At 59.2% G+C, this 25,611-nt stretch carries 18 protein-coding genes; 5 read left to right on the forward strand and 13 right to left on the reverse strand.

Annotated features, from left to right (window positions below):
* Positions 1 to 34: 34 nt before the first annotated feature.
* The 9 genes from gltB to NTD81_RS14875 all read right to left on the reverse strand — a co-directional run bounded on the left by gltB (position 35) and on the right by NTD81_RS14875 (position 12,941).
* Positions 35 to 4,483 carry a glutamate synthase large subunit gene (gene gltB, locus NTD81_RS14835; protein ID WP_262183383.1) on the reverse strand — a complete coding sequence of 1,483 codons (4,449 nt, stop codon included), beginning with the start codon at positions 4,481 to 4,483 and terminating at the stop codon, positions 35 to 37.
* A gap of 270 nt (positions 4,484 to 4,753) precedes the next feature.
* Positions 4,754 to 6,325 (reverse strand): AAA family ATPase, encoded by a 1,572-nt coding sequence (locus tag NTD81_RS14840; RefSeq protein WP_262183384.1) that lies wholly within the window; start codon positions 6,323 to 6,325, stop codon positions 4,754 to 4,756.
* A 10-nt stretch (positions 6,326 to 6,335) separates the two neighbouring features.
* The gene (gene aroB / locus NTD81_RS14845; RefSeq protein WP_262183385.1) at positions 6,336 to 7,439 is read right to left on the reverse strand and encodes a 3-dehydroquinate synthase; all 1,104 of its coding nucleotides are present in this window, start codon (positions 7,437 to 7,439) and stop codon (positions 6,336 to 6,338) included.
* A 50-nt stretch (positions 7,440 to 7,489) separates the two neighbouring features.
* Positions 7,490 to 8,008: a shikimate kinase AroK gene (gene aroK / locus NTD81_RS14850; RefSeq protein WP_262183386.1), complete on the reverse strand. Its 519-nt coding sequence runs from the start codon at positions 8,006 to 8,008 to the stop codon at positions 7,490 to 7,492.
* Positions 8,009 to 8,012: 4 nt separating this feature from the next.
* Positions 8,013 to 10,109 carry a type IV pilus secretin PilQ gene (gene pilQ, locus NTD81_RS14855; protein WP_262183388.1) on the reverse strand — a complete coding sequence of 699 codons (2,097 nt, stop codon included), beginning with the start codon at positions 10,107 to 10,109 and terminating at the stop codon, positions 8,013 to 8,015.
* 54 nt (positions 10,110 to 10,163) lie between these two features.
* A complete protein-coding gene (gene pilP / locus NTD81_RS14860) occupies positions 10,164 to 10,691 on the reverse strand; it encodes a type 4a pilus biogenesis lipoprotein PilP (RefSeq protein WP_262183389.1) in 528 nt (175 codons plus the stop codon).
* Positions 10,688 to 11,311: a type 4a pilus biogenesis protein PilO gene (pilO, locus tag NTD81_RS14865; protein ID WP_262183390.1), complete on the reverse strand. Its 624-nt coding sequence runs from the start codon at positions 11,309 to 11,311 to the stop codon at positions 10,688 to 10,690. The genes pilP and pilO overlap by 4 nt, the downstream gene beginning before the upstream one ends.
* Complete coding sequence (locus NTD81_RS14870; protein WP_262183391.1) at positions 11,308 to 11,877, reverse strand: PilN domain-containing protein; 570 nt, start codon at positions 11,875 to 11,877, stop codon at positions 11,308 to 11,310. Before NTD81_RS14870 ends, pilO begins: the two co-directional genes overlap by 4 nt.
* Positions 11,877 to 12,941: a pilus assembly protein PilM gene (locus NTD81_RS14875; protein ID WP_262183392.1), complete on the reverse strand. Its 1,065-nt coding sequence runs from the start codon at positions 12,939 to 12,941 to the stop codon at positions 11,877 to 11,879. Before NTD81_RS14875 ends, NTD81_RS14870 begins: the two co-directional genes overlap by 1 nt.
* A gap of 184 nt (positions 12,942 to 13,125) precedes the next feature.
* Here NTD81_RS14875 and NTD81_RS14880 point away from each other — a divergent pair, with 184 nt between their 5' ends.
* The gene (locus tag NTD81_RS14880) at positions 13,126 to 15,540 is read left to right on the forward strand and encodes a penicillin-binding protein 1A (RefSeq protein WP_410017164.1); all 2,415 of its coding nucleotides are present in this window, start codon (positions 13,126 to 13,128) and stop codon (positions 15,538 to 15,540) included.
* A gap of 103 nt (positions 15,541 to 15,643) precedes the next feature.
* Here NTD81_RS14880 and NTD81_RS14885 read toward each other — a convergent pair whose 3' ends face one another.
* From NTD81_RS14885 to rpmE, 3 genes are all read right to left on the reverse strand, one after another.
* Positions 15,644 to 16,912 (reverse strand): malic enzyme-like NAD(P)-binding protein, encoded by a 1,269-nt coding sequence (locus NTD81_RS14885; RefSeq protein ID WP_262183394.1) that lies wholly within the window; start codon positions 16,910 to 16,912, stop codon positions 15,644 to 15,646.
* 150 nt (positions 16,913 to 17,062) lie between these two features.
* The gene (locus tag NTD81_RS14890; protein ID WP_262183395.1) at positions 17,063 to 17,863 is read right to left on the reverse strand and encodes a thermonuclease family protein; all 801 of its coding nucleotides are present in this window, start codon (positions 17,861 to 17,863) and stop codon (positions 17,063 to 17,065) included.
* 26 nt (positions 17,864 to 17,889) lie between these two features.
* Positions 17,890 to 18,105: a 50S ribosomal protein L31 gene (gene rpmE / locus NTD81_RS14895; RefSeq protein ID WP_262183396.1), complete on the reverse strand. Its 216-nt coding sequence runs from the start codon at positions 18,103 to 18,105 to the stop codon at positions 17,890 to 17,892.
* A 262-nt stretch (positions 18,106 to 18,367) separates the two neighbouring features.
* On the opposite strand from rpmE, the gene NTD81_RS14900 reads away from it, so the two are divergent.
* From NTD81_RS14900 to NTD81_RS14910, 3 genes are all read left to right on the forward strand, one after another.
* Entirely contained in the window at positions 18,368 to 20,587 is a 2,220-nt protein-coding gene (locus NTD81_RS14900) for a primosomal protein N' (protein WP_262183397.1), read from the forward strand.
* 216 nt (positions 20,588 to 20,803) lie between these two features.
* Positions 20,804 to 22,183, forward strand: coding sequence for an ATP-dependent RNA helicase DbpA (gene dbpA, locus NTD81_RS14905; protein ID WP_262183399.1), 1,380 nt, complete (start codon positions 20,804 to 20,806; stop codon positions 22,181 to 22,183).
* Positions 22,184 to 22,223: 40 nt separating this feature from the next.
* Positions 22,224 to 23,486 (forward strand): diguanylate cyclase domain-containing protein, encoded by a 1,263-nt coding sequence (locus NTD81_RS14910; RefSeq protein WP_262183400.1) that lies wholly within the window; start codon positions 22,224 to 22,226, stop codon positions 23,484 to 23,486.
* Positions 23,487 to 23,489: 3 nt separating this feature from the next.
* Here NTD81_RS14910 and NTD81_RS14915 read toward each other — a convergent pair whose 3' ends face one another.
* Positions 23,490 to 24,227 (reverse strand): substrate-binding periplasmic protein, encoded by a 738-nt coding sequence (locus NTD81_RS14915; protein WP_262183401.1) that lies wholly within the window; start codon positions 24,225 to 24,227, stop codon positions 23,490 to 23,492.
* 182 nt (positions 24,228 to 24,409) lie between these two features.
* Between NTD81_RS14915 and NTD81_RS14920 the strand changes: the two genes are divergently transcribed.
* On the forward strand, positions 24,410 to 25,546 hold the full coding sequence (locus tag NTD81_RS14920) for an NAD(P)/FAD-dependent oxidoreductase (RefSeq protein ID WP_410017165.1): 1,137 nt from the start codon (positions 24,410 to 24,412) through the stop codon (positions 25,544 to 25,546).
* Positions 25,547 to 25,611: the final 65 nt, after the last annotated feature.

A 25,611-nucleotide genomic window follows, 5' to 3' on the forward strand; every position in this document is an offset into this window, starting at 1 on the left:
TGCAATACCTCATCAAACCACTTCAGGCGCATTCTTATTGCGGGTTGGCACGGGTGCTGGAGAGCAGCGACTTCAAGCTGGCGGCTTTCGGCTTAACCAGCCAGAACTTGCGCACATAGTCGTCGAGATTTTCCAGCAGGGTGGTGCCCCACGCGCTTTGTGTTTCGGCTACGTACTCGCTCAGCACTTGTTCCAGGTGGCTACGGTAAGCCTCCATGGCTTCGTTGCTGATGCGCTGGATTTCCACCAACTCGTGGTTAACCCGATCGTAGAAGCTGTTGTCTTGGTCCAGCACGTAGGCGAACCCGCCTGTCATGCCCGAACCGAAGTTGTAGCCGGTTTTACCCAGAACGCAGACAAAACCGCCAGTCATATATTCGCAGCAATGATCGCCAGTGCCTTCCACCACGGCGTGAGCGCCGGAGTTACGCACAGCGAAACGCTCACCGGCCGTGCCCACGGCGAACAGCTTGCCGCCGGTTGCGCCATACAGGCAGGTGTTGCCGATGATGGCCGACTCTTGAGTCTTGAACGGGCTGCCCGCAGGCGGAGTGATCACCAGCTTGCCACCGGTCATACCCTTGCCGACGTAGTCGTTGGCGTCGCCTTCCAAGCGCAGATGCAGGCCACCGGCGTTCCACACGCCAAAGCTCTGTCCGGCAGTGCCTTTAAAGCGGAAGGTGATCGGCGCCTTGGCCATGCCTTGGTTGCCATGTTTACGGGCGATTTCGCCAGAAACCCGGGCACCGATGGAGCGGTCGCAGTTGCAGATATCCAACTCAAACTCGCCGCCACTGGCGCTATCAATCGCGCCACGGGCCAGCTCCACCATCTGTTCAGCCAGCTTGCCTTCGTCGAACGGCGGGTTGCGGTCGACCTGGCAGAACTGCGGCTTGTCTGCCGGAATATGCGCGCTGCCCAGCAGCGGCGTGAGGTCCAGATGGCCTTGTTTATCCGTGTCGCCCGGCAGCACTTCGAGCAGATCAGTACGCCCGATCAGCTCTTCGAGGCTACGCACGCCCAGTTTGGCCAGCCACTCGCGGGTCTCTTCGGCAACGAAGGTGAAGAAGTTCATCACCATCTCAACGGTGCCGATAAAGTGTTCCTTACGCAGCTTGTCGTTCTGTGTCGCGACGCCGGTGGCGCAGTTGTTCAGGTGGCAAATGCGCAGGAACTTACAGCCCAGGGCGATCATCGGCGCGGTGCCGAAGCCGAAGCTTTCGGCGCCGAGGATGGCTGCTTTGACCACGTCCAAACCGGTTTTCAGACCGCCGTCAGTCTGCACCCGCACCTTGCCGCGCAGGTCGTTGCCGCGCAGGGTTTGATGGGTTTCGGCCAGACCCAATTCCCATGGGGCGCCGGCGTATTTGATCGAAGTCAGAGGTGATGCACCGGTGCCGCCGTCATAGCCGGAAATGGTGATCAAGTCGGCGTAAGCCTTGGCCACACCGGCGGCGATGGTGCCGACACCGGCCTCAGCGACCAGCTTGACCGACACCAGTGCCTGCGGGTTGACCTGCTTTAAGTCAAAGATCAGCTGGGCCAAGTCTTCAATCGAGTAGATGTCATGGTGCGGTGGTGGCGAAATCAAGGTGACGCCCGGCACGGCATACCGCAGCCGCGCGATCAGACCGTTGACCTTGCCCCCAGGCAGCTGACCGCCCTCGCCCGGCTTGGCGCCTTGGGCGACTTTGATCTGCAGCACTTCAGCATTGACCAGATATTCCGGAGTCACCCCGAAACGCCCCGTCGCCACTTGCTTGATCTTCGAGCTCTTCAGCGTGCCGTAACGCGCGGGATCTTCACCGCCCTCACCGGAGTTGGAGCGCGCACCCAAGCGGTTCATTGCTTCGGCGATGGCTTCGTGGGCCTCAGGCGACAAGGCGCCCAAGGAAATACCGGCAGAGTCGAAGCGCTTAAGGATCGCCTCCAGCGGCTCCACTTCGTCCAATGCCAGCGCTTGCGCCGCCAGTTTCGGCTTGAGCAGGTCGCGCAGCATGGACACCGGACGGGTATCCACCAGCGTGGTGTATTCCTTGAATTTTTCGTAGTTGCCTTGCTGCACGGCGGCTTGCAAGGTGTTCACCACGTCCGGGTTGTAGGCGTGGTATTCGCCGCCATACACGAACTTGAGCAAGCCCCCTTGCTGGATGGCCTTGCGCGGGCTCCAGGCCTCGGCGGCCAGCAGCTTCTGCTCGCTTTCCAGATCGACAAAGCGCGCGCCTTTAATCCGGCTAGCGACGCCACGGAAGCACAGTTCGGTGACTTCGTCCGCCAAGCCGACTGCTTCAAACAGCTGCGCGCCGCGATAGGAAGCAACGGTGGAGATGCCCATCTTCGACAGGATCTTCAGCAGGCCTTTGGCGATGCCTTTGCGGTAGTACTTGAACACTTCGTACAGATCGCCCAGCACTTCGCCGGTGCGGATCAAATCGCCCAGCACTTCGTAAGCCAGGAACGGATACACCGCCGAAGCGCCAAAGCCCAGCAACACCGCGTAGTGGTGCGGGTCGCGCGCGGTGGCGGTTTCGACCAGGATGTTGCAGTCGCAGCGCAGGCCTTTTTCGGTCAGGCGATGGTGAATAGCACCAGTGACTAATGCCGCATGAGCCGGCAGTTTGCCTGGGGCGATATGACGGTCGCTGAGTACCAGCAGCACCTTGCCGGCGCGCACGGCTTCTTCGGCCTGATCGGCCATATTCAGCACCGCAGCTTCCAGACCGACGCTCTGCTCGTAGTTCATGTCGATGACATGGCGCTCGAAGCCCGGGCGATCCAGGGTCATCAGGGCCCGCCACTTGGCCGGGGAAATCACCGGGCTGCTGAGGATCACGCGCACGGCGTGCTCAGGCGACTCTTCAAAGATATTGCGCTCGGCACCGAGGCAGATTTCCAGGGACATGACGATCGCTTCGCGCAGCGGGTCGATCGGTGGGTTAGTCACCTGGGCGAACTGCTGGCGGAAGTAGTCGTACGGCGAGCGGATGCGCTGAGACAGCACGGCCATCGGCGTGTCGTCGCCCATCGAACCCACGGCTTCCTGGCCCTGCTCACCGAGCGGGCGCAGCACCTGGTCACGCTCCTCGAAGGTGACCTGGAACATCTTCATGTACTGCTTGAGCTGGTCCTGGTCGTAGAACGCCGAGCCATGGTCCTTGTCTTCCAAGGTGGCCTTGATCCGGTGCGCGCTCTTACGCATCCACTGTTTGTAGGGATGCCGGGACTTCAAGCGGTTGTCGATATCGTCGCTGTTAAGCACCTGGCCGGTTTCGGTATCCACGGCGAGAATCTGCCCCGGGCCGACGCGACCTTTGGCCAACACGTCCTCAGGGGCGTAGTTCCACACGCCGATTTCCGAGGCCAGGGTGATGTAGCCGTTTTTGGTGGTGACCCAGCGCGCCGGGCGCAGGCCGTTACGGTCGAGCAGGCACACCGCATGGCGGCCATCGGTCAGCACCACTCCCGCAGGACCATCCCACGGCTCCATGTGCATGGAGTTGTATTCGTAGAACGCGCGCAGTTCGGCGTCCATGGTTTCGACGTTCTGCCAGGCCGGTGGAATGATCATGCGCACACCACGGAACAGGTCGATGCCGCCGGTGACCATCAGCTCCAGCATGTTGTCCATGCTGGAGGAGTCGGAGCCGACGCGGTTCACCAGCGGGCCGAGCTCTTCCAGATCAAAGATCTGATCGTTGGCGAACTTCAAGCGCCGGGCCTGAGCCCAGTTGCGGTTACCGGTGATGGTGTTGATTTCACCGTTGTGCGCCAGGAAGCGGAACGGCTGAGCCAGCGGCCATTTCGGCAGGGTGTTGGTGGAGAAGCGCTGGTGGAACACGCAGATCGCGGTTTGCAGGCGCTCGTCACCCAGGTCTGGGTAAAACTGCTGCAGGTCCGCCGGCATCATCAGGCCTTTATAGATGATGGTTTTGTGCGAGAAGCTGCAGATGTAGTGGTCGCTGTCCGCCGCGTTAGCCACCGAAGAACGGCGGCGGGCGCTGAACAGTTTGATCGCGAATTCTTGATCGCTCAGGCCTTCACCGCCGATAAACACCTGCTCGATTTGCGGCAGGCGCTCCAGTGCCAGGCGTCCGAGCACGCTGGTGTCCACCGGCACCTGACGCCAGCCAACGAGTTGCAGGCCAGCGGCGAGGATTTCGCGGTTCATGTTGTCCCGCGCAGCCTGGGCTTTAACCGGGTCCTGATTGAGGAACACCATGCCCACGGCATATTGCTTGGCCAGCTCGACGCCGAAGTGCTGCTGGGCCATGGCGCGCAGGAACAGGTCCGGCTTTTGAATCAGCAGGCCGCAACCGTCGCCGGTCTTGCCGTCGGCGTTAATCCCACCACGGTGGGTCATGCAGGTTAGCGCTTCAATCGCGGTCTGCAGCAGGTGATGGCTAGCTTCACCCTGCATATGGGCAATCAGGCCGAAGCCGCAGTTATCCTTGAACTCATCAGGACGGTACAAACCTGCTTTCATAGGGACACTCTCACCAAATTGCCCAAACCGCAGGCAAGTTACTTACATAATCACGGGGCTAGCTGTTGAGCGCGCACGGGCAAGCCTTAGCGTGGCGCAGGCAGTGAGCAGACATCTTAGCCTGCTCGCGCTACTCAGCTGGAATATTTCTGGCGAATTTATATAAGAAAATGCCGCTCAGATGAAAGAAAAATCGACGAACACCATAATAGTGCAATCGTCGATTTCTCCGCACCAAAAAAGCATGCAATTGGCAGGCCATCTGGCCTATTAAATCGCCTCAGCCTTGATCGAGGCAAAGCTGCGCGCCCATGGCTTACCGGCTTGCAGGGCAGCAGGCAATGAGCTGATGGCATTTTTCGCCGCCGCCTGGCTGGCAAACTTGCCGTAAGTCACTACATAAATAGCACTGCCTTGGTGCATTTTTTTGTAGTAGTGAAATTGCGCACCATTTTTGCGCAGCAAGTCTTGCGCTTTACTTTCCGAGCCGGTAACCAAAACCTGCAGGGCAAATTGGTTGCCTGGCTGGGCGGCATACCACGCCGCCGTCGAACTACCCGCGCTGGCCACAGGCTTAGCTGCAGTAGCTGCCGGCTTAGCCGCCACGACTGGCTTAGGCGCAGGAGCTGGGGCTGGTTTCGGCGCTGGCGGCTTAGGCGCGGCCACCACGGGCTTAGGCTCAACCACAGGTGCTGGAGCAGGCGCTGGGGCGGGTGTCGCGACGGGCGCCGGAGCTGGCGCGGCAGCAGAACCGACCGCCGAAGGCACCACCGGGACAGCAGGCGGCAGTTGCACCGCACCACCTTCATGACCTTCCTCGGCCATCCCCGAAGCTTGGGCCAGCGGCTCACGAATCACTGGCTGCGCTTCGCCCACTAACGGCAACGGCACCGGCTGATTAGAACCTTCGAATTGAATCGCCGGCGCCTCACCAGCTGCGCCAGTGCTCGGTGCTTGTGCAACAGCCGGTGCAGCAGGCTTGTCGCTGCTGACCCGGCCCTGCATCAGCCAAGCCGCCAGTACACCGACAGCGACCACGCACAGGGCCAGCAAGTGCTTACGCGGCAGCTTGAAACCGCCTCCCGAAGCCGCGGCAGCCCCACGGCGCTCGACCATCGCATCGGCGAGAACTTCCCGCGCCACTTGGTTGATACCGCCCGGCCAACCGCCAGATTGATCATGGATCTCGGCGATTTGCTCATCACTGAACACATCCAGACTCTGCGCCGCACCTTCTAGACGCTGCTTGAGGTACTCGCGGGTTTCGTCTTCGTTGTACGGCTGCAGCTCAATGATGTGGAACGCCTCATCGGTGGCCTCGAACTGCTCAAGGCGCGCCAACAGCTGCGACTCGGCAAACAGGAACACGTGAGCGCGGCCTTCGCCATCACCAGCCGCCAGGGTTTGCAAGGCACTGATCGCCGCGTCGCTGAGGTCTTCAGCGTCGTCGACCAGCACATAAACTTCCTGACCGGTGAGGGCCAACTGCGCCACTTGGTTGAGGATGCTCGCCGCATCGGGCCGCGCCACCTGCAAACCCTGGGCAACTTGGCGCAGGATGCTGGCTGGGTCTTCCGCCCCTTTGGCCGACACCACCACGCTCTGCACCGCCTGTTTGTTGGTGCTGGCTACCAGCGCCTGACGCAGTAAGGTCTTACCACTGCCGTCGGGGCCGGCCACCACCAGCACCAGCTGGCTGTAGCGGGCGAAGTGGTGCAATTGGCCGAGCACCGGCTTGCGCTGCGCAGGATAGAATTTGAAACCAGGCACCCGGGCCGCGAACGGATCATGGGTGAATTGGTAATGATCTAGAAACGCCTCGTCAGCATGCAGACTTGTCATGGGGCTCTCGTTAATTTTTAAGCTGAGCCAACTGCTGGGCATAATCTGCACTCAGCGTGGCATCCAAAATGTCCCGGGGAAAATCGCCCGTCACTACTGCCTCACCCAAACCGCGCAACAACACTAGGCGCAACTTGCCATCGAGGACCTTCTTATCGACCGCCATATGCTCCATAAAATCCGCAGGGGTCATATCTGCCGGTGGAGTGACCGGTAAACCGGCGGCAATAAACAGCTTCACAGCGCGCTGACGCTCGGCCGCGGTGATCCAACCCAAACGCTGCGACATATCCAGCGCCATCACCGTCCCCGCCGCCACGGCCTCACCGTGCAGCCACACGCCGTAGCCCTGATGAGTCTCAATGGCATGGCCAAAGGTGTGCCCTAAATTAAGGGTAGCTCGCACTCCCGACTCGCGCTCATCCGCCGCCACCACTCGGGCTTTAGCCGCACAGGAACGGGCGATGGCCGCTGTCAGCGCCGCCTGATCGAGTGCACGCAGCGCGCTCATGTTTTCTTCCAGCCAATCCAGGAACGGCGCGTCGCAGATCAAACCGTACTTGATCACCTCTGCCAGGCCAGCCGACAGTTCACGCTCAGGCAAGGTGGACAGGCTTTGGGTATCGATCAGCACCGCTTGCGGCTGATAGAAAGCGCCCACCATGTTCTTGCCCAGCGGGTGGTTGATGCCGGTTTTCCCACCAACCGAGGAATCCACTTGCGACAGCAAAGTGGTCGGCACCTGAATAAAGTTGACCCCGCGCTGATAACAGGCGGCCGCAAAGCCGGCCATATCACCAATCACCCCGCCACCTAAGGCAATCACGGTGGTGCGCCGGTCATGCCGAGCGCTGAGCAGGCCATCAAAAATCAGTTGCAGGGTTTGCCAGTTTTTATGGCTTTCGCCGTCGGGCAGCACCACCGAGGTGATGTTGTAGCCGCTGAGCGCTTGCTCAAGCTGGGCCAGATAGAGGGGCGCAACGGTGTCGTTGGTGACTATTGCAACTTGTCGACCAACAATGTGCGTCGCCAGCAAATCATTCCGAGCTAACAAGCCTGCACCGATATAAATCGGATAGCTGCGCTCACCCAGGTCGACATCAATAGTCTGCATAAAGCCCCCATGAACAAAGAGGCCTAGGATAGCGCAGTTCAGCCTGCGCTTTAATGGGAACTGAGCGCGTCCAGCCGCTCAAGGATTTCTTGCACCACCAAACGCGGCGGACGCTCGTCCGTCTCGATGATGATACTGGCCACCTCGCGGTACAGCGGATCACGGATAGCCAGCAGCTCGGCCAGCACCTTACTCGGGTTCGGCGTACGCAGTAGCGGGCGGTTGCGGTCACGGGCCGTGCGATCGACCTGCTGCTCCACCGACGCATGCAAATACACCACATGCCCGCCTTGCTTCAGTGCCACGCGATTTTGCTCACGCATCACCGCCCCGCCCCCGGTGGCCAGCACCACTCCATCACTGGCACACAGATCAGCGATCACCCCCTGCTCGCGCTCGCGAAAGCCTTGCTCGCCTTCCACGTCAAAGATCCACGGAATATCCGCACCGGTGCGCTGCTCAATTTCCTTGTCAGAATCTTTGAACGGCAACCGTAGTTCTTTTGCTAGCAAACGCCCGATGGTGCTTTTCCCAGCGCCCATCGGGCCAACCAAAATCAAATTTCGCACAACGTTAGCGGCTCACGGTGACTGCTTGGTTGTTCATGATACGTGGAGTAATGAATACCAGCAGCTCTGATTTCTTATCCTGCACAATGTCGCGACGGAACAAACGGCCCACGTACGGAACATCACCCAGGAATGGCACCTTATCCACCGACTTCGATTGAGTATTGGAGAACACCCCACCGATGACAATCGTTTCGCCATCAGTGACTAGCACTTTGGCGTTAACTTCGTTTTTCTGGATAGCCGGAACACCGTTGGTGGATGCGATCACCGAGAAGTCAGGAGCGTCTTTGGTGACCTTAACTTCCATCAGAATACGGTTGTCAGGCGTGATTTGCGGCGTTACCTCGAGCGACAGCGAAGCCTCTTTGAACGAGGTAGTGGTTGCACCACTGGAGCTAGCCTCTTGGTAAGCGATCTCAGTACCTTTAAGGATCTTGGCGGTTTCCTTATCGGAAGTGACCACCTTAGGTTGCGATACCACCTCACCTGAACCTGATTTTTCCATGGCACTGAGCTGCAAATCCAAGATCGCGTTATTGCTGATAAAGCCAATGCCAATCCCAGAACTACCCGTTACCCCCAGATCAACGAAGGGGGTGTTCACAGGAATAGTAGGTCTGCCCTCAAAGTGGCCAACGCTGCTGCCTTCTTCATCCTCAACACCTAGCTGGCCATTTTTACCCCAGGCCGACCAGTCATTGCCGCTCCACAAGTTGCCCCCCCAACGTACGCCCAGCGACTTGTCGTAATCGACGTTGGCCTCAACGATACGTGCCTCGATCATCACCTGACGCACAGCCACGTCCAACTGCACCACGATGCGCCGTAGCTCGTCCAAGCGCTCTTGAGTCTGGTAGGCAATAATGCTGTTAGTTCGCTCATCAACCGTGATTGAACCGCGCTCATCGGTACCGCCACTGGTCACGGACTGGAACAGCTTGGCCATGTCCGCCGCCTTGGCGTAGTTGATTTGGATCAGCTCACGGCGCAGTGGCGCCAGCTCGGCGATTTGTTTCTGCGCTTCCAGCTCTTGACGCTCGCGGGCGGCGATTTCATCGGCCGGCGCGACCAGCAAGACGTTGCCGACTTTGCGCTTATCCAGACCTTTGGTTTTCAACACCAAGTCCAGCGCCTGATCCCAAGGCACGTTTTGCAGTCGCAGGGTGATATTGCCCTTAACCGTGTCACTGGCCACCAGGTTGAGGTCGGTGAAGTCTGCAATCAGCTGCAGCACCGAGCGCACATCGATGTCCTGGAAGTTCAGCGACAGCTTCTCGCCGGTGTAGGCAAAGCTTTCGCTCTTACGCTTTTCAGACTCGGCCTGGGTCAGCGGTTTGATGCTCAGGGTCAGTTTGTTATCGGTCTGGTAAGCCAGGTAGTCGTAGACCCCGGTTGGCTCAATCAGAATGTTGGTCTGGCCATTGGACTCGCTAGCGCTAACGAACTGCACCGGGGTGGCGAAGTCTTTTACGTCCAGACGCACACGCAGGGACTCTGGCAACTCAGTCTTATTGAAGGCCAGACGAATCTTGCCGCCTTGATCTTGAATATCCGGGCTCACCGAGGCATCCGACAGGGTGATGACGACATTACCTTCGCCCTGCTCACCGCGTTGGAAGTCGATATTGCTCACCGCGCGGGTTTGCGCCACATAGGGTTTGACCGGTGCAGAGACCGGTGCGGCAACGGCCGTGGTCGGCGCTGCGGCATTGGCGCTGGCACCTTCACCCACAACAACGTAAACCGAGTTGCCTTCAGCACGGGTGTTATACGGGGACAGATTGGTCAGGTTAACAATCAAACGGGTGCGGTCTTTCGCTTCAACCACGGTCACGCTGCGGGCATTACCGGCGCCCAGCTCTTTGCTCTTCACCCCCAGCTTGCTCGATACACCCGGCAGGTCGATGGCGATACGCGCGGGCTGCTCAATGGTGTAGCCGCGCGGAGCTAGCACGGGCTCGTCGAAGGTCAGCTTCAGCTCGACCCGATCACCAGGCAGGCTGGCCACATCCAGCGCTTGCAAATTGGCGGCGAGCAGGCTCGGCGACAGCAGCACAGCTAGCAACGAGAGGCTTAGCTTGGGAAGAAAATGGCTCATGTGAGGTTTCCGTTGGGCAGACTGATTATTTTTCTTCATCGCTGATTCACTCTATTAAGAGCGCTCCTTAAGGGAGAGACTGCGTGGGCGTTCCAACCAACCACCCTCACCATCCGGGACTATCTCGATTACTTCAATTTTGCCTTCATCAATCCCGACAATACGGCCGTGATTACGCCCTAAGTAATCACCGACCCGTACCCGATGCACGCTGTTAGCGCCATTGACCAAGGCATATTGCGAACCCGCATTGCCCAGCGTGCCGACCATGGTGAAGCTCTCAATATTGAAATCTTCGAGGAACTGTTTAACCCGGGTTTCATCCGGCTTAATGTCCCGCGAACCTTTTTGCTTAGCCGTCAGATCAATCTTGATCGGTGGCTGAAACGGATTGCGCATGGCCGCGACGCCATAGACAAAGTTCTCAAAGGTTTGGAACTTCGGCAGCGGCTCGATGGCACTTTTCGGTTGCGCACGAGTTTCATCCATAAAGCTCTGCAGATCGGCAAAATCGCTCGAGTTGTTACAGCCTGCGAGCATTACCCCAAGCAGACACAGCAGCGCTGGGCGACAGCTACTCATTTCGCCACCCCTTTGTCGTTATAGCGGTAGGTCTTAGCCAAGATGTTCATGGCAATCAGTGCGCTGTTATCGCTCTTCGCCGGCACCAGCTCGAAGTCATGCAAGGTGACGATCCGTGGCAAGCTGGCCACACTGCTGACGAAATTGCCCAGGTCATGGTAGGTACCAACGACTTTAATCTGGATCGGCAACTCAATATAAAACTGCTGGGTGACCTCGGGCATGAGTTTGATTTCTTCAAACTCCAGACCACTGCCCAAACCGGTACGAGTGATATCTTCGAGCAAACCCGGTACTTCGGTATCGCTGGGCAGTTGTTTTAATAAAGCACCGAAGGAAACTTCCATTTCGGCCATTTGCGCTTTATACGCATCCAAGTTGGCTGCTTGTTTAGCTTTGGAGGCGAACTGCTGCTTTAAATTACCTTCTTCGTTTCGTACCGACTCCAACTGCAATTGCATATCTTGCAGATAGAAGAAGTAACCCAAGCCTAATACCAGGGAAAATAACAAAATTGCGGCGATGGTTTTAACCGCGGCCGGCCAAGAGCCAATGTTATTAAAATCCAGATTATTTAAATCAATCTGTTTAAGACTGGCTAACGAATCATTCAGGCTCATGGTTTAACCTCCCCAGCAGCAGCTTCTGGCTGGGTTTGCTGGACGCTCAAACGGAACTCGTTAGCCTGATCAATAGCTGCCGTAACGGCCTTGACCTCCGTCAGATTGGGCGCCGTCAGCCACTCAGACGCATCCAAGTTACGCATCAGGTTGGAAACCCGGTTATTCGATTCAGCAGCGCCAACGATATCGATGGATTTGCCCTTCATCTTCACCGCCGTGAAATGCACGCCATCGGGCAAAGTACGCACCAGTTGCTCAAACATCCGGCCAATGATGGAGCGGTTGCCTTGCAGGTCCTGGATGATCTTCATGCGCTCCAGCAACTGCTGGCGGCGGGTTTTCAGCTCGCTGATTTCTTTGATGCGCGCATCCAGCAAGGCAATTTCTTTACGCACAAAATCGTTGCGCGCGTTCTGCTGCTCAGTCGCCGAATCCAGATACTGGCCACCCAGAAACACCGCAGCCGCAGCGACGATAAACACGCCCAACAGGGCCACCAGAAAGCGCTGTTTGCGCTCTTCGCGCAGTTGCTCACGCCAAGGTAAAAGGTTGATCCGTGCCATTAGTCGAAACTCCTCATCGCCAGACCACAGGCAATCATCAGCGCTGGGGCATCACTGGCGAGGGCGCCCGCATTGACCTTGCCACTCAGTGCCATGTCCGCGAAGGGGTTGGCCACCAAGGTCGGTGTCCCCAGTTTGTGCTGAATCAAGCGATCGAGATCGGCAATCGAGGCGGTACCGCCGGCCAGCAGGATGTAATCCACTTCGTTGAACTGACCCGAAGCGAAGAAGAACTGCAAGGAGCGCGACACTTGCTGCACCACGGCATCTTTAAATGGCTGCAGCACTTCGCTGTCGTAGTCGTCGGGCAGGCCGCCTTGCTTCTTGGCCAAGCCGGCCTCCTCCATGGAGAGGCCGTAGCGACGCTGAATTTCTTCGGTCAGCTGCTTGCCGCCAAAGAGTTGCTCGCGGGTATAGATGGTACGGCCGTTATGCAGCACGCTGAGGGTGGTCATGGTGGCGCCGATATCGACCAACGCCACGGTGAGCTTGTCACGACCCGCACCGAGCTGATCGAGCAGCAACGAGTAAGCCCGCTCCAAGGCGTAGGCTTCAACGTCGACCACTTTGGCCGTCAGGCCGCCTAAGGTCAGGGCCGCTTCGCGCACTTCGACGTTTTCTTTGCGGCAAGCGGCTAGTAGCACTTCAACGCGCTCGGCATTGCGCGCGGAAACGCCTTGCACTTCAAAGTCGATGGCCACTTCTTCAAGGGGATAGGGAATGTACTGATCAGCCTCGATTTTCAGCTGATTTTCCAGGTCGTCATCGGACAACCCAGCTTCCATATCAATGGTTTTGGTAATCACCGCAGAGCCCGCAACGGCCACCGCTGCGACCTTCACTGAGCTTTTCGATTTGGCCACGACCCGCGCAATGGCTTTACCGACCCCTTCCAGCTCAGCAATGTTTTTTTCCACTACCGCACTCTGTGGTAGCGGTTCGACGGCATAAGCCTCGACTTTATAACGATTTCCGGAGCGACTTAATTCAAGTAGCTTGACGGAAGTCGAACTGATATCGATCCCGAGAAGCGTATTCGCTTTCTTAGTAAAAAGCCCTAGCACGATCGATTTCCTATTGGCATCCGTAACTTACGGACTATTTATGTTTTTTCACATTAAATAACAGTCTTGACAGAAGCGCAAATGGCTACTCCGCAAAAAAACCGCTTATAATGTGACCAGCTTTTCTCTTTTAAACACCCGCTCTGTTTAAGCCTTTCTTTTATTTGGAAATCCTAAAATCTTGATGCGTTTTGTGCGTTTTCTCTGCTGGTCTGGCGTTGCTGCTATTTGTGGCTTGGTCCTCAGTTTTAGCGGTGCTTATCTCTACCTGAGCCCGAGCCTCCCCTCGGTCGAGTCTCTGCGTAGCATCCAATTGCAGATCCCCCTGCGGGTGTTCAGCAGCGACGGCAAGCTCATCGCCGAGTACGGTGAAATGCGCCGTTCGCCCATTGCCTTCGCTGACATCCCCCCGGATTTCATCAACGCGCTGCTGGCGGCGGAAGACGATAACTTTGCCAACCATTATGGCGTCGACGTCAGCAGCCTGATGCGCGCTGCAACGCAAATATTGAAAAGCGGGCAAATTCAAAGTGGTGGCAGCACCATCACTATGCAGGTGGCGAAGAACTTCTTCCTCACCAGCGAAAAAAGCTTTTCCCGCAAGATCAATGAAATATTGCTGGCCCTGCAAATTGAACGCGAGCTGAGCAAAAACGAAATTCTCGAGTTGTACGTCAACAAGATTTACCTGGGTAACCGCGCCTACGGCATCGAATCCGCCGCGCAGGTTTATTACGGCAAATCGATCCGCGACGTCAGCCTGGCGCAAATGGCCATGATCGCCGGCCTGCCCAAAGCCCCTTCGCGCTTTAACCCACTGGCAAACCCCAAGCGTGCCTTGGAACGTCGCGACTGGATCCTGGGGCGCATGTACAGCCTCGGCAAGATTGACCAGCAGCGTTACCAAGCAGCCCTGGCCGAGCCGATCGACGCCAGTTACCACGTGGCAACGCCTGAACTGAGCGCGCCTTATATTGCCGAAATGGCCCGCGCCGAAATGGTTGGCCGTTATGGCAGCGAGGCTTACACAGCCGGCTATAACGTCACCACTACCGTGCCCAGCGACCTGCAAAACGCGGCCAATAACGCCGTGCGTGAAGGCCTGATCAACTACGACCAACGCCACGGTTATCGCGGTCCGGAAAGCCGTCTGCCGGGGATGACCAAGGAGCATTGGTTGGCCGAGCTGGCCAAGCACAGCAACCTCGGCGGCTTAGAGCCAGCCATTGTCACCAACGTCGATAAAAGCGGTCTGCAGGTATTGCTGCGCACAGGTGAAGAACAGGCGGTGCCGTGGGACAGCATGAAGTGGGCACGCCCCTTCCTCAACACCAACAGCATGGGACCACGCCCGCAACAGCCGGCTGACGTCAGCAAAATCGGCGACCTGATTCGCGTGCAGCACAAAGACGATGGCAGCCTGCGCTTTGTCCAGCTGCCTGCCGCGCAAAGCGCACTGGTCTCGCTGGACCCACACGACGGCGCCATTCGCGCTTTGGTCGGTGGCTTCTCCTTCGAGCAGAGCAACTACAACCGCGCCACCCAAGCGAAGCGTCAGCCGGGCTCGAGCTTTAAGCCCTTTGTTTACAGCGCCGCGCTGGACAAAGGCTACACCGCCGCGAGCATGGTCAACGATGCACCCATCGTGTTCGCCGACGACAACCTGTCGCAAGTCTGGCGGCCAAAGAACGACACCAATACCTTCTTAGGCCCGATCCGCCTGCGTGAGGCGCTGTATCGCTCGCGTAACTTGGTTTCGATCCGCTTGCTGCAAGACTTAGGCATCAACAGCACGCTGAACTACATCGAGCGCTTCGGCTTCGATAAAAAGGACCTGCCGCCGAACCTGTCGCTGGCCCTCGGCACCGCCAGCCTCACGCCGATGGAAATCGCCACCGGTTGGAGCGTGTTTGCCAGCGGCGGCTACAAGACCCAGCCGTACCTGATCCAGCGCATCGAAGACCGCACCGGCCAGTTGCTGTTTAACGCCACCCCGCTACAAGCGCCGAGCACCAGCCAGCCGCAACCTCAGCCAGAGGCGCAGGACAGCGACCTGGCACAGGCACAAACGCCTAGCAGCCCAGTCGCCACTGCAGAGAAGATCCTCGACCCACGTACTGCGTACATCATGACCAGCATGCTGCAGGACGTGATCAAGCGCGGCACCGGGCGCCGCGCCCTGGCCTTGGGCCGCGATGATCTGGCGGGCAAAACCGGGACCACCAACGAATCCAAAGACAGCTGGTTCTCCGGTTATAACTCCGACTACATCACCACGGTATGGGCTGGTTTTGACCAGCCTGAAAGCCTCGGCCGCAACGAATACGGCGGCACCGTCGCCCTACCGATCTGGATGAGCTATATGGGCGCCGCCCTTAAAGGCAAACCCAGCCACACCCAAGCGGAACCGGAAGGTTTGCTGACCCTGCGCATCGATCCACTCAGCGGTCGTGCGGCCACGCCAGATACGCCCAATGCCTACTTCGAGCTGTTTAAGGCCGAGGATTCGCCGCCGCCCGTGGGTGAATTTGCTCCCGGCATGAGCATCCCCGGCAGCCCGCTGCCAGCCGATGAGACCACTCCGCTAGATCTGTTCTAAGTGTTGTAACGGTGCAAGCGCCTGCGCGGCGCTTGCACCCTAGCCACTAAACCGCAGGCATAAAAAAACCAGAGCCAAGCTCTGGTTTTTTATTGGCCCGAGATTAGCCGTTAAACACGTCGTCAACCGACTGCAACGGATAGTTCTTCGGATACGGCAGAGTCGCCACACCGCTGTCGATCGCAGCCTTGGCCACGGCGTCGCATACCACGGTGATCAGACGCTGATCCATTGGCTTAGGAATGATGTACTCGCGACCGAAGTTCAGGGCGATACCACCGTAAGCGTCACACACTTCCTGCGGCACTGGCAGCTTGGCCAGATCACGCAAGGCCAGAGCGGCAGCGACTTTCATCTCTTCGTTGATGCGCGTGGCGCGAACGTCCAAGGCCCCACGGAAGATGAAGGGGAAACCCAATACGTTGTTGACCTGGTTCGGGTAGTCGGAACGACCGGTCGCCATGATCACATCGCTACGGGTGGCGTGAGCCAGTTCCGGGCTGATTTCTGGATCGGGATTCGAGCACGCGAAGACGATAGGGTTCGGCGCCATGCGCAGCAGGTTTTCAGCGCTGAGCAGGTTCGGCCCGGACAGGCCAACAAAGACGTCAGCGCCTTCGCAGGCATCGGCCAGAGTGCGCTTATCGGTTTCGCTGGCGAACACCGCTTTGTACTGGTTCAGATCTTCACGACCGGAGTGCACCACGCCTTGGCGGTCGACCATAAAGATGTTTTCCACTTTAGCGCCCAGGCTCACCAGCAGCTTCATGCAGGAGATAGCCGCAGCGCCGGCGCCCAAGCAGACGATCTTCGCTTCAGGCAGGGTTTTGCCAGCAATTTCCAGAGCGTTGAGCATGCCGGCCGCGGTAACGATCGCGGTGCCGTGCTGGTCATCGTGGAAGACTGGGATGTCGCACTGTTCGATCAGCGTGCGTTCAATTTCAAAGCACTCAGGGGCTTTGATGTCTTCGAGGTTGATCCCACCGAAAGTGATGGAGATGCGGCGTACGGTGTCAATAAACGCCTGCGGGCTTTCCGCTTCGACTTCGATGTCAAATACATCGATACCGGCGAAGCGTTTGAACAGCACGCCCTTGCCTTCCATTACCGGCTTGGAGGCCAATGGACCGAGGTCACCCAGACCCAGAATCGCGGTGCCATCAGAGATAACCGCCACCAAATTGCCTTTGCCGGTGTAGCGGTACGCCAGCTCCGGGTCGCGTGCAATTTCTCGCACTGGCTCAGCCACACCTGGGCTGTAGGCCAGGGACAAATCCCGTGCAGTGGCTGTTGCTTTAGTGAGCTCGACACTCAGCTTTCCTGGACGAGGATTAGCGTGATAGTCGAGAGCGGCCGTTTTCAAATCTGACATATTGGCATTTCCGCTATGGGGTGTTGAACAGGCAGGCGGCGAGGATACGCAACTTGAGTGCAGCTACACAAGACCGCTACCAGCAAGGCTGGCACGGCTTATCCCAGGGTATTTGTCAGGTAATGCGAACAGATTTGGCTAGCCTACGCCTTAGGGTAAAACCTGCAACATGCTCGTCGCGGTAATAGGTAATAGCCACCGCGCCTGACCCTTGCCGGCGCCACCACGCTGGTTGCGATCGACCAGCCAGCCGCGTGCTTCCACACGCTGCCCTTCAAGGGCCTCAAGCTCTTTGAGGTCGAAATACTTGAACAGGCGTTTGGGGATTTGCAGCACCAGCGAGTCGCCCATTTCCAACCACAGGCCACCCCCGTTGCGTTCAACCCGCTTGATCCGCCCCTGGATCAAGCTAAAACCACTGCTGCGCAGTTGCTGCGGGCTCTGCACCGGAGGCTTTTGCCACAGCCCCAAGCCAGCCTGACGGGCACTGCGCTCGGCCTGCACCTGGCAGTCGACCAAGCTTAAATTCGGCGCCACCGCCACGGCATAAGCCAAACCTTCGGCAAGCAATTGCGCCTCGAAGTTGGCTCCGTTGCTGCCATAGATATGGCCCAAGGTACGGCCGTAGTGATCCTTGGCCTGTTCACCGACCTGCAGAGTAACCCGCCCGGAACTGGCCTCAACCAAGTCCTGCAAGCGCTCACGGGCTGCCTCGGCAAAGGCTTCGGTGGGCCGGCCTTGATGGCTCAGCTCAGGCGCATTGAGGCCCAACAAGCGCACGCTGCGGCCGTCGACTAAGCGCAACGTGTCGCCATCCACGACCCGTTGTACTTTGACCTTGGGCAGATTGCCCGGCAGCGGACAGAACGCCTGAGCCTGGCTGGTAAAAAGTAAGGCAATAAAAAAGGCGCCCACTAGGGACGCCTTTTTCTGCACGACGGAGAAACCCATCAGGGCCACCGGTGCGGGACGCAAGCTTACTGCTTGGCGCCGAACATGCCGAAACGCTGTTTGAAGCGATCAACACGGCCGCCGGTATCCAACATTTTTTGCTTGCCGGTGTAGAACGGGTGGCACTCGTTGCACACGTCCAGCGCCAGAGGCTTAGCCAGAGTGGAGCGAGTTTCGATCACGTTACCGCAGCTGCAGGTAGCGGTGACGGCTTCGTAAGTTGGGTGGATATCGGCTTTCATGGGTGATTCCTCAAGGCTAGCGTGCCGCCACCAGACACTATTGTCGGGTACCGCACGGAATTAGGCCGGCGATAATACCAGAGAGTCGTCATGACGCAAGCGACAGCATCGTATCAGCCGCCGAGTGGCTGATAGATCGGGGGCTACAGGCCCATGCTAAGATCGCCGCTGACTAAAACTGTGCCTAGCTATGCTAAAGCCTTATTAATCGGCGCCGCCTGCTCTCGCCCGCATGGAGCAGGCCCAGTCCATCAGGTATCCCGTGCCCAACGCCATCTTGCGCCTCGCCCTGCCCTCGCCGCTGCGCCGTCTGTTTGATTATCGTGCGCCGGCAGGCGTGCTACGCAGCAGCCTGCAACCCGGCATGCGCCTGCGCGTGCCGTTTGGCCGCCGCGAGATGATCGGCGTGCTGGTGGAAGTGTGCGACTCCAGCGAGGTGCCGGCCGACAAGCTGAAACCCGCGCTGGAACTGCTCGATCCGCAGTCACCGCTGCCGCCGGCGCTGTTCAAGCTATGCCTGTGGACCGCCCAGTATTACCAGCACAGCCTTGGTGACACCCTAAGTTGGGCCTTGCCGGTGTTGCTGCGCCAAGGCGAGCCGGCGCAAATGCGCCAAGAGCGCTTCTGGTCGATCAGCCCCGAAGCCAAGCTGGATGACCCACGCTTAAGCCGGGCGCCGCGCCAGCGCGATGCGCTGAAAACCATCGCCCAACATCCCCATGGCGTGTCGCACCAACTGCTGAGCAAGCTGCAACTGAATAAAGACAGCCTCGACCTGCTGCTGGAAAAAGGCCTGGTGCAGGTCGAAGTACGCCGCCACGCACCGACGCCGCGTCATGCCAACTGGCTGGCACAGCCAGAACTGCCACTGAACCCCGAGCAACGCGCCGCCGCCGACTCGATCCGTGCAGGCTTCGGCAGCTTCAATGCGTTTTTGCTCGCCGGCGTCACCGGCAGCGGCAAGACCGAGGTGTACCTGCAACTGATCCGCGAGACGCTGGAGGCTGGCAAGCAGGCGCTGGTGCTGATCCCCGAGATCAACTTAGGCCCGCAAACCCTGGCGCGTTTTGAACAGCGCTTTAATGCGCGGATCGCCCTGCTGCACTCAGCCGTGAATGATCGGGAACGCTTAGACGCCTGGCTGGCGGCGCGCGACGGTGAGGCTGACATCATTATCGGTACCCGCTCGGCGCTGTTTACGCCGATGCAAAACCCCGGCCTGATCATCATCGACGAAGAGCACGACGCCTCCTATAAACAGCAGGAAGGCCTGCGCTACCACGCCCGCGACTTGGCCGTGGTGCGCGCCCATCAGGAGAACATCCCGGTGGTACTGGGCTCCGCCACGCCGTCACTGGAAAGCCTGCACAACGCCCAGATCGGTCGCTATGCCCTGCTGCAACTGCCGCACCGCGCCGGCGCCGCCAAGCAGCCGAAGTTTTTGCGTTTGGACGTGAAAAGCCGTCCGCTCGACTCCGGCATCTCCGCCCCTCTGCAACAAGCCATCGGCCAAACCTTAGCCGCCGGCCAGCAAGTGCTGGTGTTCCTCAATCGCCGCGGCTTCGCGCCGACCTTGCTGTGTCATGACTGCGGCTGGCTATCCGAATGCCCCCGCTGCGATGCGCGGATGACCGTGCACCAACGCTCGCGCGAGCTGCGCTGCCACCACTGCGGCCACAGCGAACGACAGCCAAGCAACTGCCCCAAGTGCAATAACGTCGATTTACGCCCCGTCGGCGCCGGCACCGAGCGCGCCGAAGAGCGGTTGGAGATCCTCTTCCCCGACTTTCCGGTGCTGCGCGTGGACCGTGACAGCACCTCGCGCAAAGACGCCATGGACAACCTCTTCCAGCAGGTGCAAAAAGGTGAGCCGTGCATTCTGGTCGGCACCCAGATGCTCGCCAAAGGGCATCACTTCCCGAGGGTGACGCTGGTAGCCATTCTCGATGCTGACGGCGGTCTGTTTAGCGCCGACTTCCGCGCCAGTGAGCGCATGGCCCAGTTGATTGTGCAGGTCGCAGGCCGGGCCGGGCGGGCTGAAGAGCCGGGCAAGGTGATTATTCAAAGCCACCTGGCGGACCATCCGCTGCTGGTGCAACTGACCGAGCAGGGCTACTTCGCCTTTGCCGAGCAAGCCTTGAGCGAAAGGCGCAGCGCCGGCCTGCCGCCGTTCTGCCACCTGGCCTTGCTGCGCGCCGAAGCGCACAAGCCGGGACAAGCCGAGGGCTTTCTCGATGACGCCTGCAGCGAAGCCGAGCTGCAAGTGGGTGAACTAGGTTTAACCGGCATCGAGCTGCTCGGCCCGGTACCGGCGCCCATGGAGCGCCGCGCTGGCCGTTATCGCGCGCAACTCTTGCTGCAAGCCAACGCCCGCGCGCCGCTGCATCGCCTGCTGCACTCGCTGATGCCGGCATTGGAAGCCATGCCCTGTGGCCGGCCAGTGCGCTGGTCGCTGGATGTCGACCCCATCGATTTGTTTTAGCGCGGCGGGCAATCGGTGCACAGGGATATAAGCGCGCGTCCCTTGCCGAACGGGGTTTGCCCCACGCGGCGGATAAATGCAGCTTCGCTCAGCCGAAAGCGGCGTTTGGGCAGCCCGCACTGAGACTTTTCTGCCCCGGCTAAAGCTGCGTAAAGCGCCAAGTGGTAGGGCCTAGCCTGTTACACTGCGCGTCATTTCGTTTAGCAGGCCTGTCCCGTGACCAGCACCCTTTTTTCTTCTCTGCCGCTTTCCCCCGCCATGTTGGCCAACCTTGAGTCCCTCGGTTATGCCGAGATGACGCCGATCCAGGCGCAGAGCTTGCCGGTGATGATCAAGGGTCTGGACCTGATCGCCCAAGCCAAAACCGGCAGCGGCAAGACCGCCGCCTTTGGTATCGGCCTGCTGAACCCGCTTAACCCGCGCTACTTCGGCTGCCAGGCATTGGTGCTGTGCCCAACCCGCGAGCTGGCCGATCAAGTGGCCAAGGAGCTGCGCCGCCTGGCCCGCTCGGCGGACAACATCAAGATTCTCACCCTGTGTGGCGGCGTGCCGTTCGGCCCGCAAATCGCCTCGCTGGAGCACGGCGCGCAGATCATCGTCGGTACTCCGGGGCGCGTGCAGCAGCACCTGAGCAAGGCCACCCTGAAGCTCGACGGCCTCAATACCCTGGTGCTGGACGAAGCCGACCGCATGCTCGACATGGGCTTCTACGACAGCATCGCCGACATCATTGGGCAAACCCCCAGCCGTCGTCAGACCCTGCTGTTCTCTGCGACTTATCCGGCCGGGATCAAACAACTGGCCTCGAGCTTTATGCGCGATCCGCAGCAGGTCAAAGCCGAAACCCTGCACGACGATGTGCAGATCGAGCAGCGCTTCTACGAGATCGAGCCCGAGCAACGCCTAGAGGCCGTGGTGAAGCTGCTCAACCACCACCGCCCGCAGTCCTGCGTGGCCTTCTGCTTCACCAAGCAGCAGTGCCAGGAAGTGGTCGAATATCTGACCAGCAAAGGCATCTCCGCCGCCGCCCTGCATGGCGATCTGGAGCAACGTGACCGCGATCAGGTGCTGGCCACCTTCGCTAACCGCAGCCTGTCGGTACTGGTCGCCACCGACGTGGCCGCCCGTGGTCTGGATATCGAAGCGCTGGACATGGTGATTAACGTCGAGCTGGCCCGCGATCCGGAAATCCATATCCACCGCGTCGGCCGTACCGGTCGCGCCGGCGAAAAAGGCCTGGCCGCCAGCCTGGTCGCCCCGGCCGAAGGCCACCGTGCGCAAGCCATCGAAGACCTGCAAAAAGCCCCACTTAACTGGCAGCCACTCAGCAGCCTCAAACACCAGGGCGGCGCACCGCTGCAACCGCCGATGATCACCCTGTGCATTGCCGCCGGACGTAAAGACAAACTGCGCCCGGGCGATATTCTCGGTGCGCTGACGGGCGAGGCCGGCATTCCCGGCACCCACGTGGGCAAGATCGCGATCTTCGACTTCCAAGCCTACGTGGCCGTCGAGCGCAGCGTCGCCAGCCAAGCCCTGAAGCGCCTCAGCGAAGGCAAAATCAAAGGTCGTTCCCTACGCGTACGTAGCTTCTAAGGCTGATCGCCACAGCGCTTTTTGGATGTAGTAGATAGTCATGCATTCATCTCACCACACCCAGACCAAACGCAATATTTTGGTCGTTGAAGACAGTCCCCTGGTGCTGCGCATCCTCGAACGACTGTTTCGCCTGCACACTGAACTACAGCCAGTATTCTGCGCCTCTCTGGGGGAGGCGCAGGTGATGCTGGAGACCTCGTCTGCGCTGTTTTTTGCCGCCGTGGTCGACCTCAATTTGCCCGATGCCAGCGACGGCGAGATCGTCGACCTGGTGCTGGCCTATGAGCTGCCGTGCATCGTCCTGACGGCCAGCTACAACGAGTACCGCCGCGATCAGTTCCTACTCAAGGGCGTGGTCGATTACGTGCTCAAAGACAGCCAGCACGCCTACGACTACGCCTTCCACCTGCTGAACCGGCTGGAAACCAACCGGCAGATTAAGATCCTTATCGCCGAGGACTCCCAAGCCACGCGCCAATACATTCGCCATGTACTGACGCCGCAACGCTATCAATTGCTCGAAGCCAGCGATGGCGACGAAGCGCTGCGCATACTGCGCGAGCAGCCGGATATCGACCTGTTTTTGGTTGACCACAGCATGCCCGGCATCAGTGGTTTCGATCTGGTCAAACGGCTGCGCCAGGACTTAAAGCGCAAAGAGCTGATCATCCTCGGCCTGTCCACCGATGCCCAAGGTGCCTTGAGCGCCAAGTTTATTAAGCACGGCGCCGATGACTTCCTGCGCAAGCCGTTTTGCCCGGAAGAGCTCAACTGCCGGGTGATGTCCAGCCTAGAGCGGCGCGACATGCTGCGCGCGCTGAAACAAGCGGCGCAGTACGACGCCCTCACCAGCCTGAACAACCGCCGGGCGTTCTACGAACAAGGTCAGCAACTGCTCAAACGCGCCCACGCCAATGGCGACAGCTTGAGCACGGTGATGATCGACCTGGACTTCTTTAAACGGATCAACGATGAGTTTGGCCACGCCAGCGGCGACGCAGCGCTGATCACCTTCAGCCGGGCCTTTAGCGAGGCCTTCCCCGAGGCCTTGCTTGGTCGTTTAGGCGGCGAAGAATTCACCATGCTCAGCCCGCAGGATGCCGCGAGCTTAAGCGCCAGCCTCGACCGTCTGCGGGAGCAGTGCCTGCAATCTCACTATGCCGTCGGGGCGCCGCCGCTGTCGTTTAGCGCGGGGATTTATTACAGCCAGGCCAGCGACCTGGAGTCGTTGCTGCATCAGGCCGACCGCTGTTTGTATGAGGCGAAGCGTCAAGGCCGCGGGCGTAACTTCTGGCGTTAAACGCTACAGGCCATGGCGCTTAAAGATCTGCGCATAGCTGCCATCGGCCTGCATGGCGGCGATGGCCTGATCGAAGCGCTCGGCAATCTGCCGGTGCTCAGGCACGTTCAGGCTGATCAGGATATGCAGGCCGTTTTCACTTAAGGGCTTGGGTAAAAACTCAAGATCCTCGCGAATCTCCGCCAAGTTGCGGTTGAGGTGATAACGCGCTACCAGCTCGTCTTCCAAGGCCAACTGCACACGGCCGGCGTGCAACATGCGCGCGGCCACTTCAAAGCTGAGCACGCCGACCCGGTTGAGCTGCGGATCTTTGTCAAACTCAGGGCTGTAGGCATAACCACGCACGATGGCGATGCTGTAGGCATGCAGATCGGTTAGCTGCTGATAACCGATGGCGCTGCCGCGGCGCTGCACAAAGCGGATGCGGTTAACCAAGTACGGTGCGGAGAAGTCGCCGTAAGCGGCGCGCTCATCGGAATACCAAGCATTGATCAGGATGTCGTAGGTGCCGCGTTGCAAACCGCGCACCGCACGGGCCCAGGGCACTTCGGTGTAGTTGCTGAGATAACCGGCACGCGCCAAGGCGGTGCTGACCAAGTCGCTGGCCACACCATTGCCCGGCAGTGTCTCGTCATTAAATGGCGGCCACGTATTGGCCACCAGCCTGAGTTCTGGCTGAGCATTGGCAGGCGCCAGCCACAACAGCAGCAACCCCAGTAAAGCGACACGCAGTTCACCCATAACGGTCAGCTCCATTTGGCGAAGATGAAGCCTAAGCCTAGCTGATCAGCGCCGAAGCACATCTCGGGAGCATCAGGTAAAATGCCGGCCTTTTGGCGCTGCTACTCAGCGCTGTCTGGTTTGAGGAAGTTGCAGTGCTTAACTCGCAAGTGGTGATTATCGGCGCCGGTGCCGCCGGCCTAATGTGCGCGCTCAGCGCCGCCACGCGAGGACGGCAAGTGCTGCTGCTGGATCACGCCAATAAGCCGGGCAAAAAGATCCTTATGTCCGGCGGCGGCCGCTGCAACTTCACCAACCTGTACTGCGAGCCAAGCAACTACCTGTCGAGCAACCCACACTTTTGTAAATCCGCGTTGGCGCGCTATACCCAGTGGGACTTTATCGGCCTAGTGGCCAAGCACGGCGTGGCTTATCACGAGAAGAAACTCGGTCAGCTGTTTTGCGATAACAAGGCCAACGACATCCTCGACATGCTCCTCGCCGAATGCGCCGAGGCCGGCGTGACGCTGCGCACCAGCACCACGATCAACAGCATCAGCAAAAGCGCCACCGGCTATGCGCTGGACAGCAGTGCCGGAGCGATCAGTTGCGAGTCGCTGGTGATTGCCACCGGCGGCCTGTCGATTCCAACCTTGGGCGCCACGGGTTTCGGTTATCAGGTGGCCAAGCAGTTTGGCCACACACTGCTGCCGACCCGCGCGGGCCTCGTGCCCTTCACCATCACCGACCCCAGCCTAAAAACCCTCTGCAGCGAATTGTCCGGCACGTCGGTGGAAGACTGTTTAGTCAGCTGTAACGGCCAGAGCTTTCGCGAGAACATCCTGTTCACCCACCGGGGTTTATCCGGCCCGGCGATTTTGCAAATCTCTTCGTTCTGGCAACCCGGCGAGTCCATCAGCATCGACCTGCTACCGCATATCGACCTGCCGCAGTGGCTCAGCGAACAGCAACAAACCCGGCCTAATAGCGAGCTGAAAACCCTGCTCAGCGAACTCTTCACCAAGAAGATGGCGACGCTGCTCAGCGACAGCTGGTTCGTCTCCAAGCCAATGAAGCAATACACCGCCAGCGAGTTGAAGGCCGTTGCCGAGCAACTGGCCAACTGGCAGCTGGTGCCGGCAGGCACCGAGGGCTACCGCACCGCCGAAGTGACCTTGGGCGGCGTCGACACCCATGAAGTGTCGTCGAAAACCATGGAGTCGCTGAAGTCTCCAGGCCTGTATTTTATTGGTGAGGTGCTGGATGTCAGCGGTCACCTGGGCGGCTTTAATTTTCAGTGGGCCTGGGCTTCGGGATTTGCCGCCGCCCAATTTGTATAGCGGTCCGGTTGCCAGGCAAAACATCTAAGCCGCACAGAAATTTTACCCAACTGCTCAATCTCACT

This window comes from Pseudomonas sp. 5P_3.1_Bac2, from assembly GCF_025465995.1.
In the GTDB taxonomy this organism is placed as follows: domain Bacteria; phylum Pseudomonadota; class Gammaproteobacteria; order Pseudomonadales; family Pseudomonadaceae; genus Aquipseudomonas.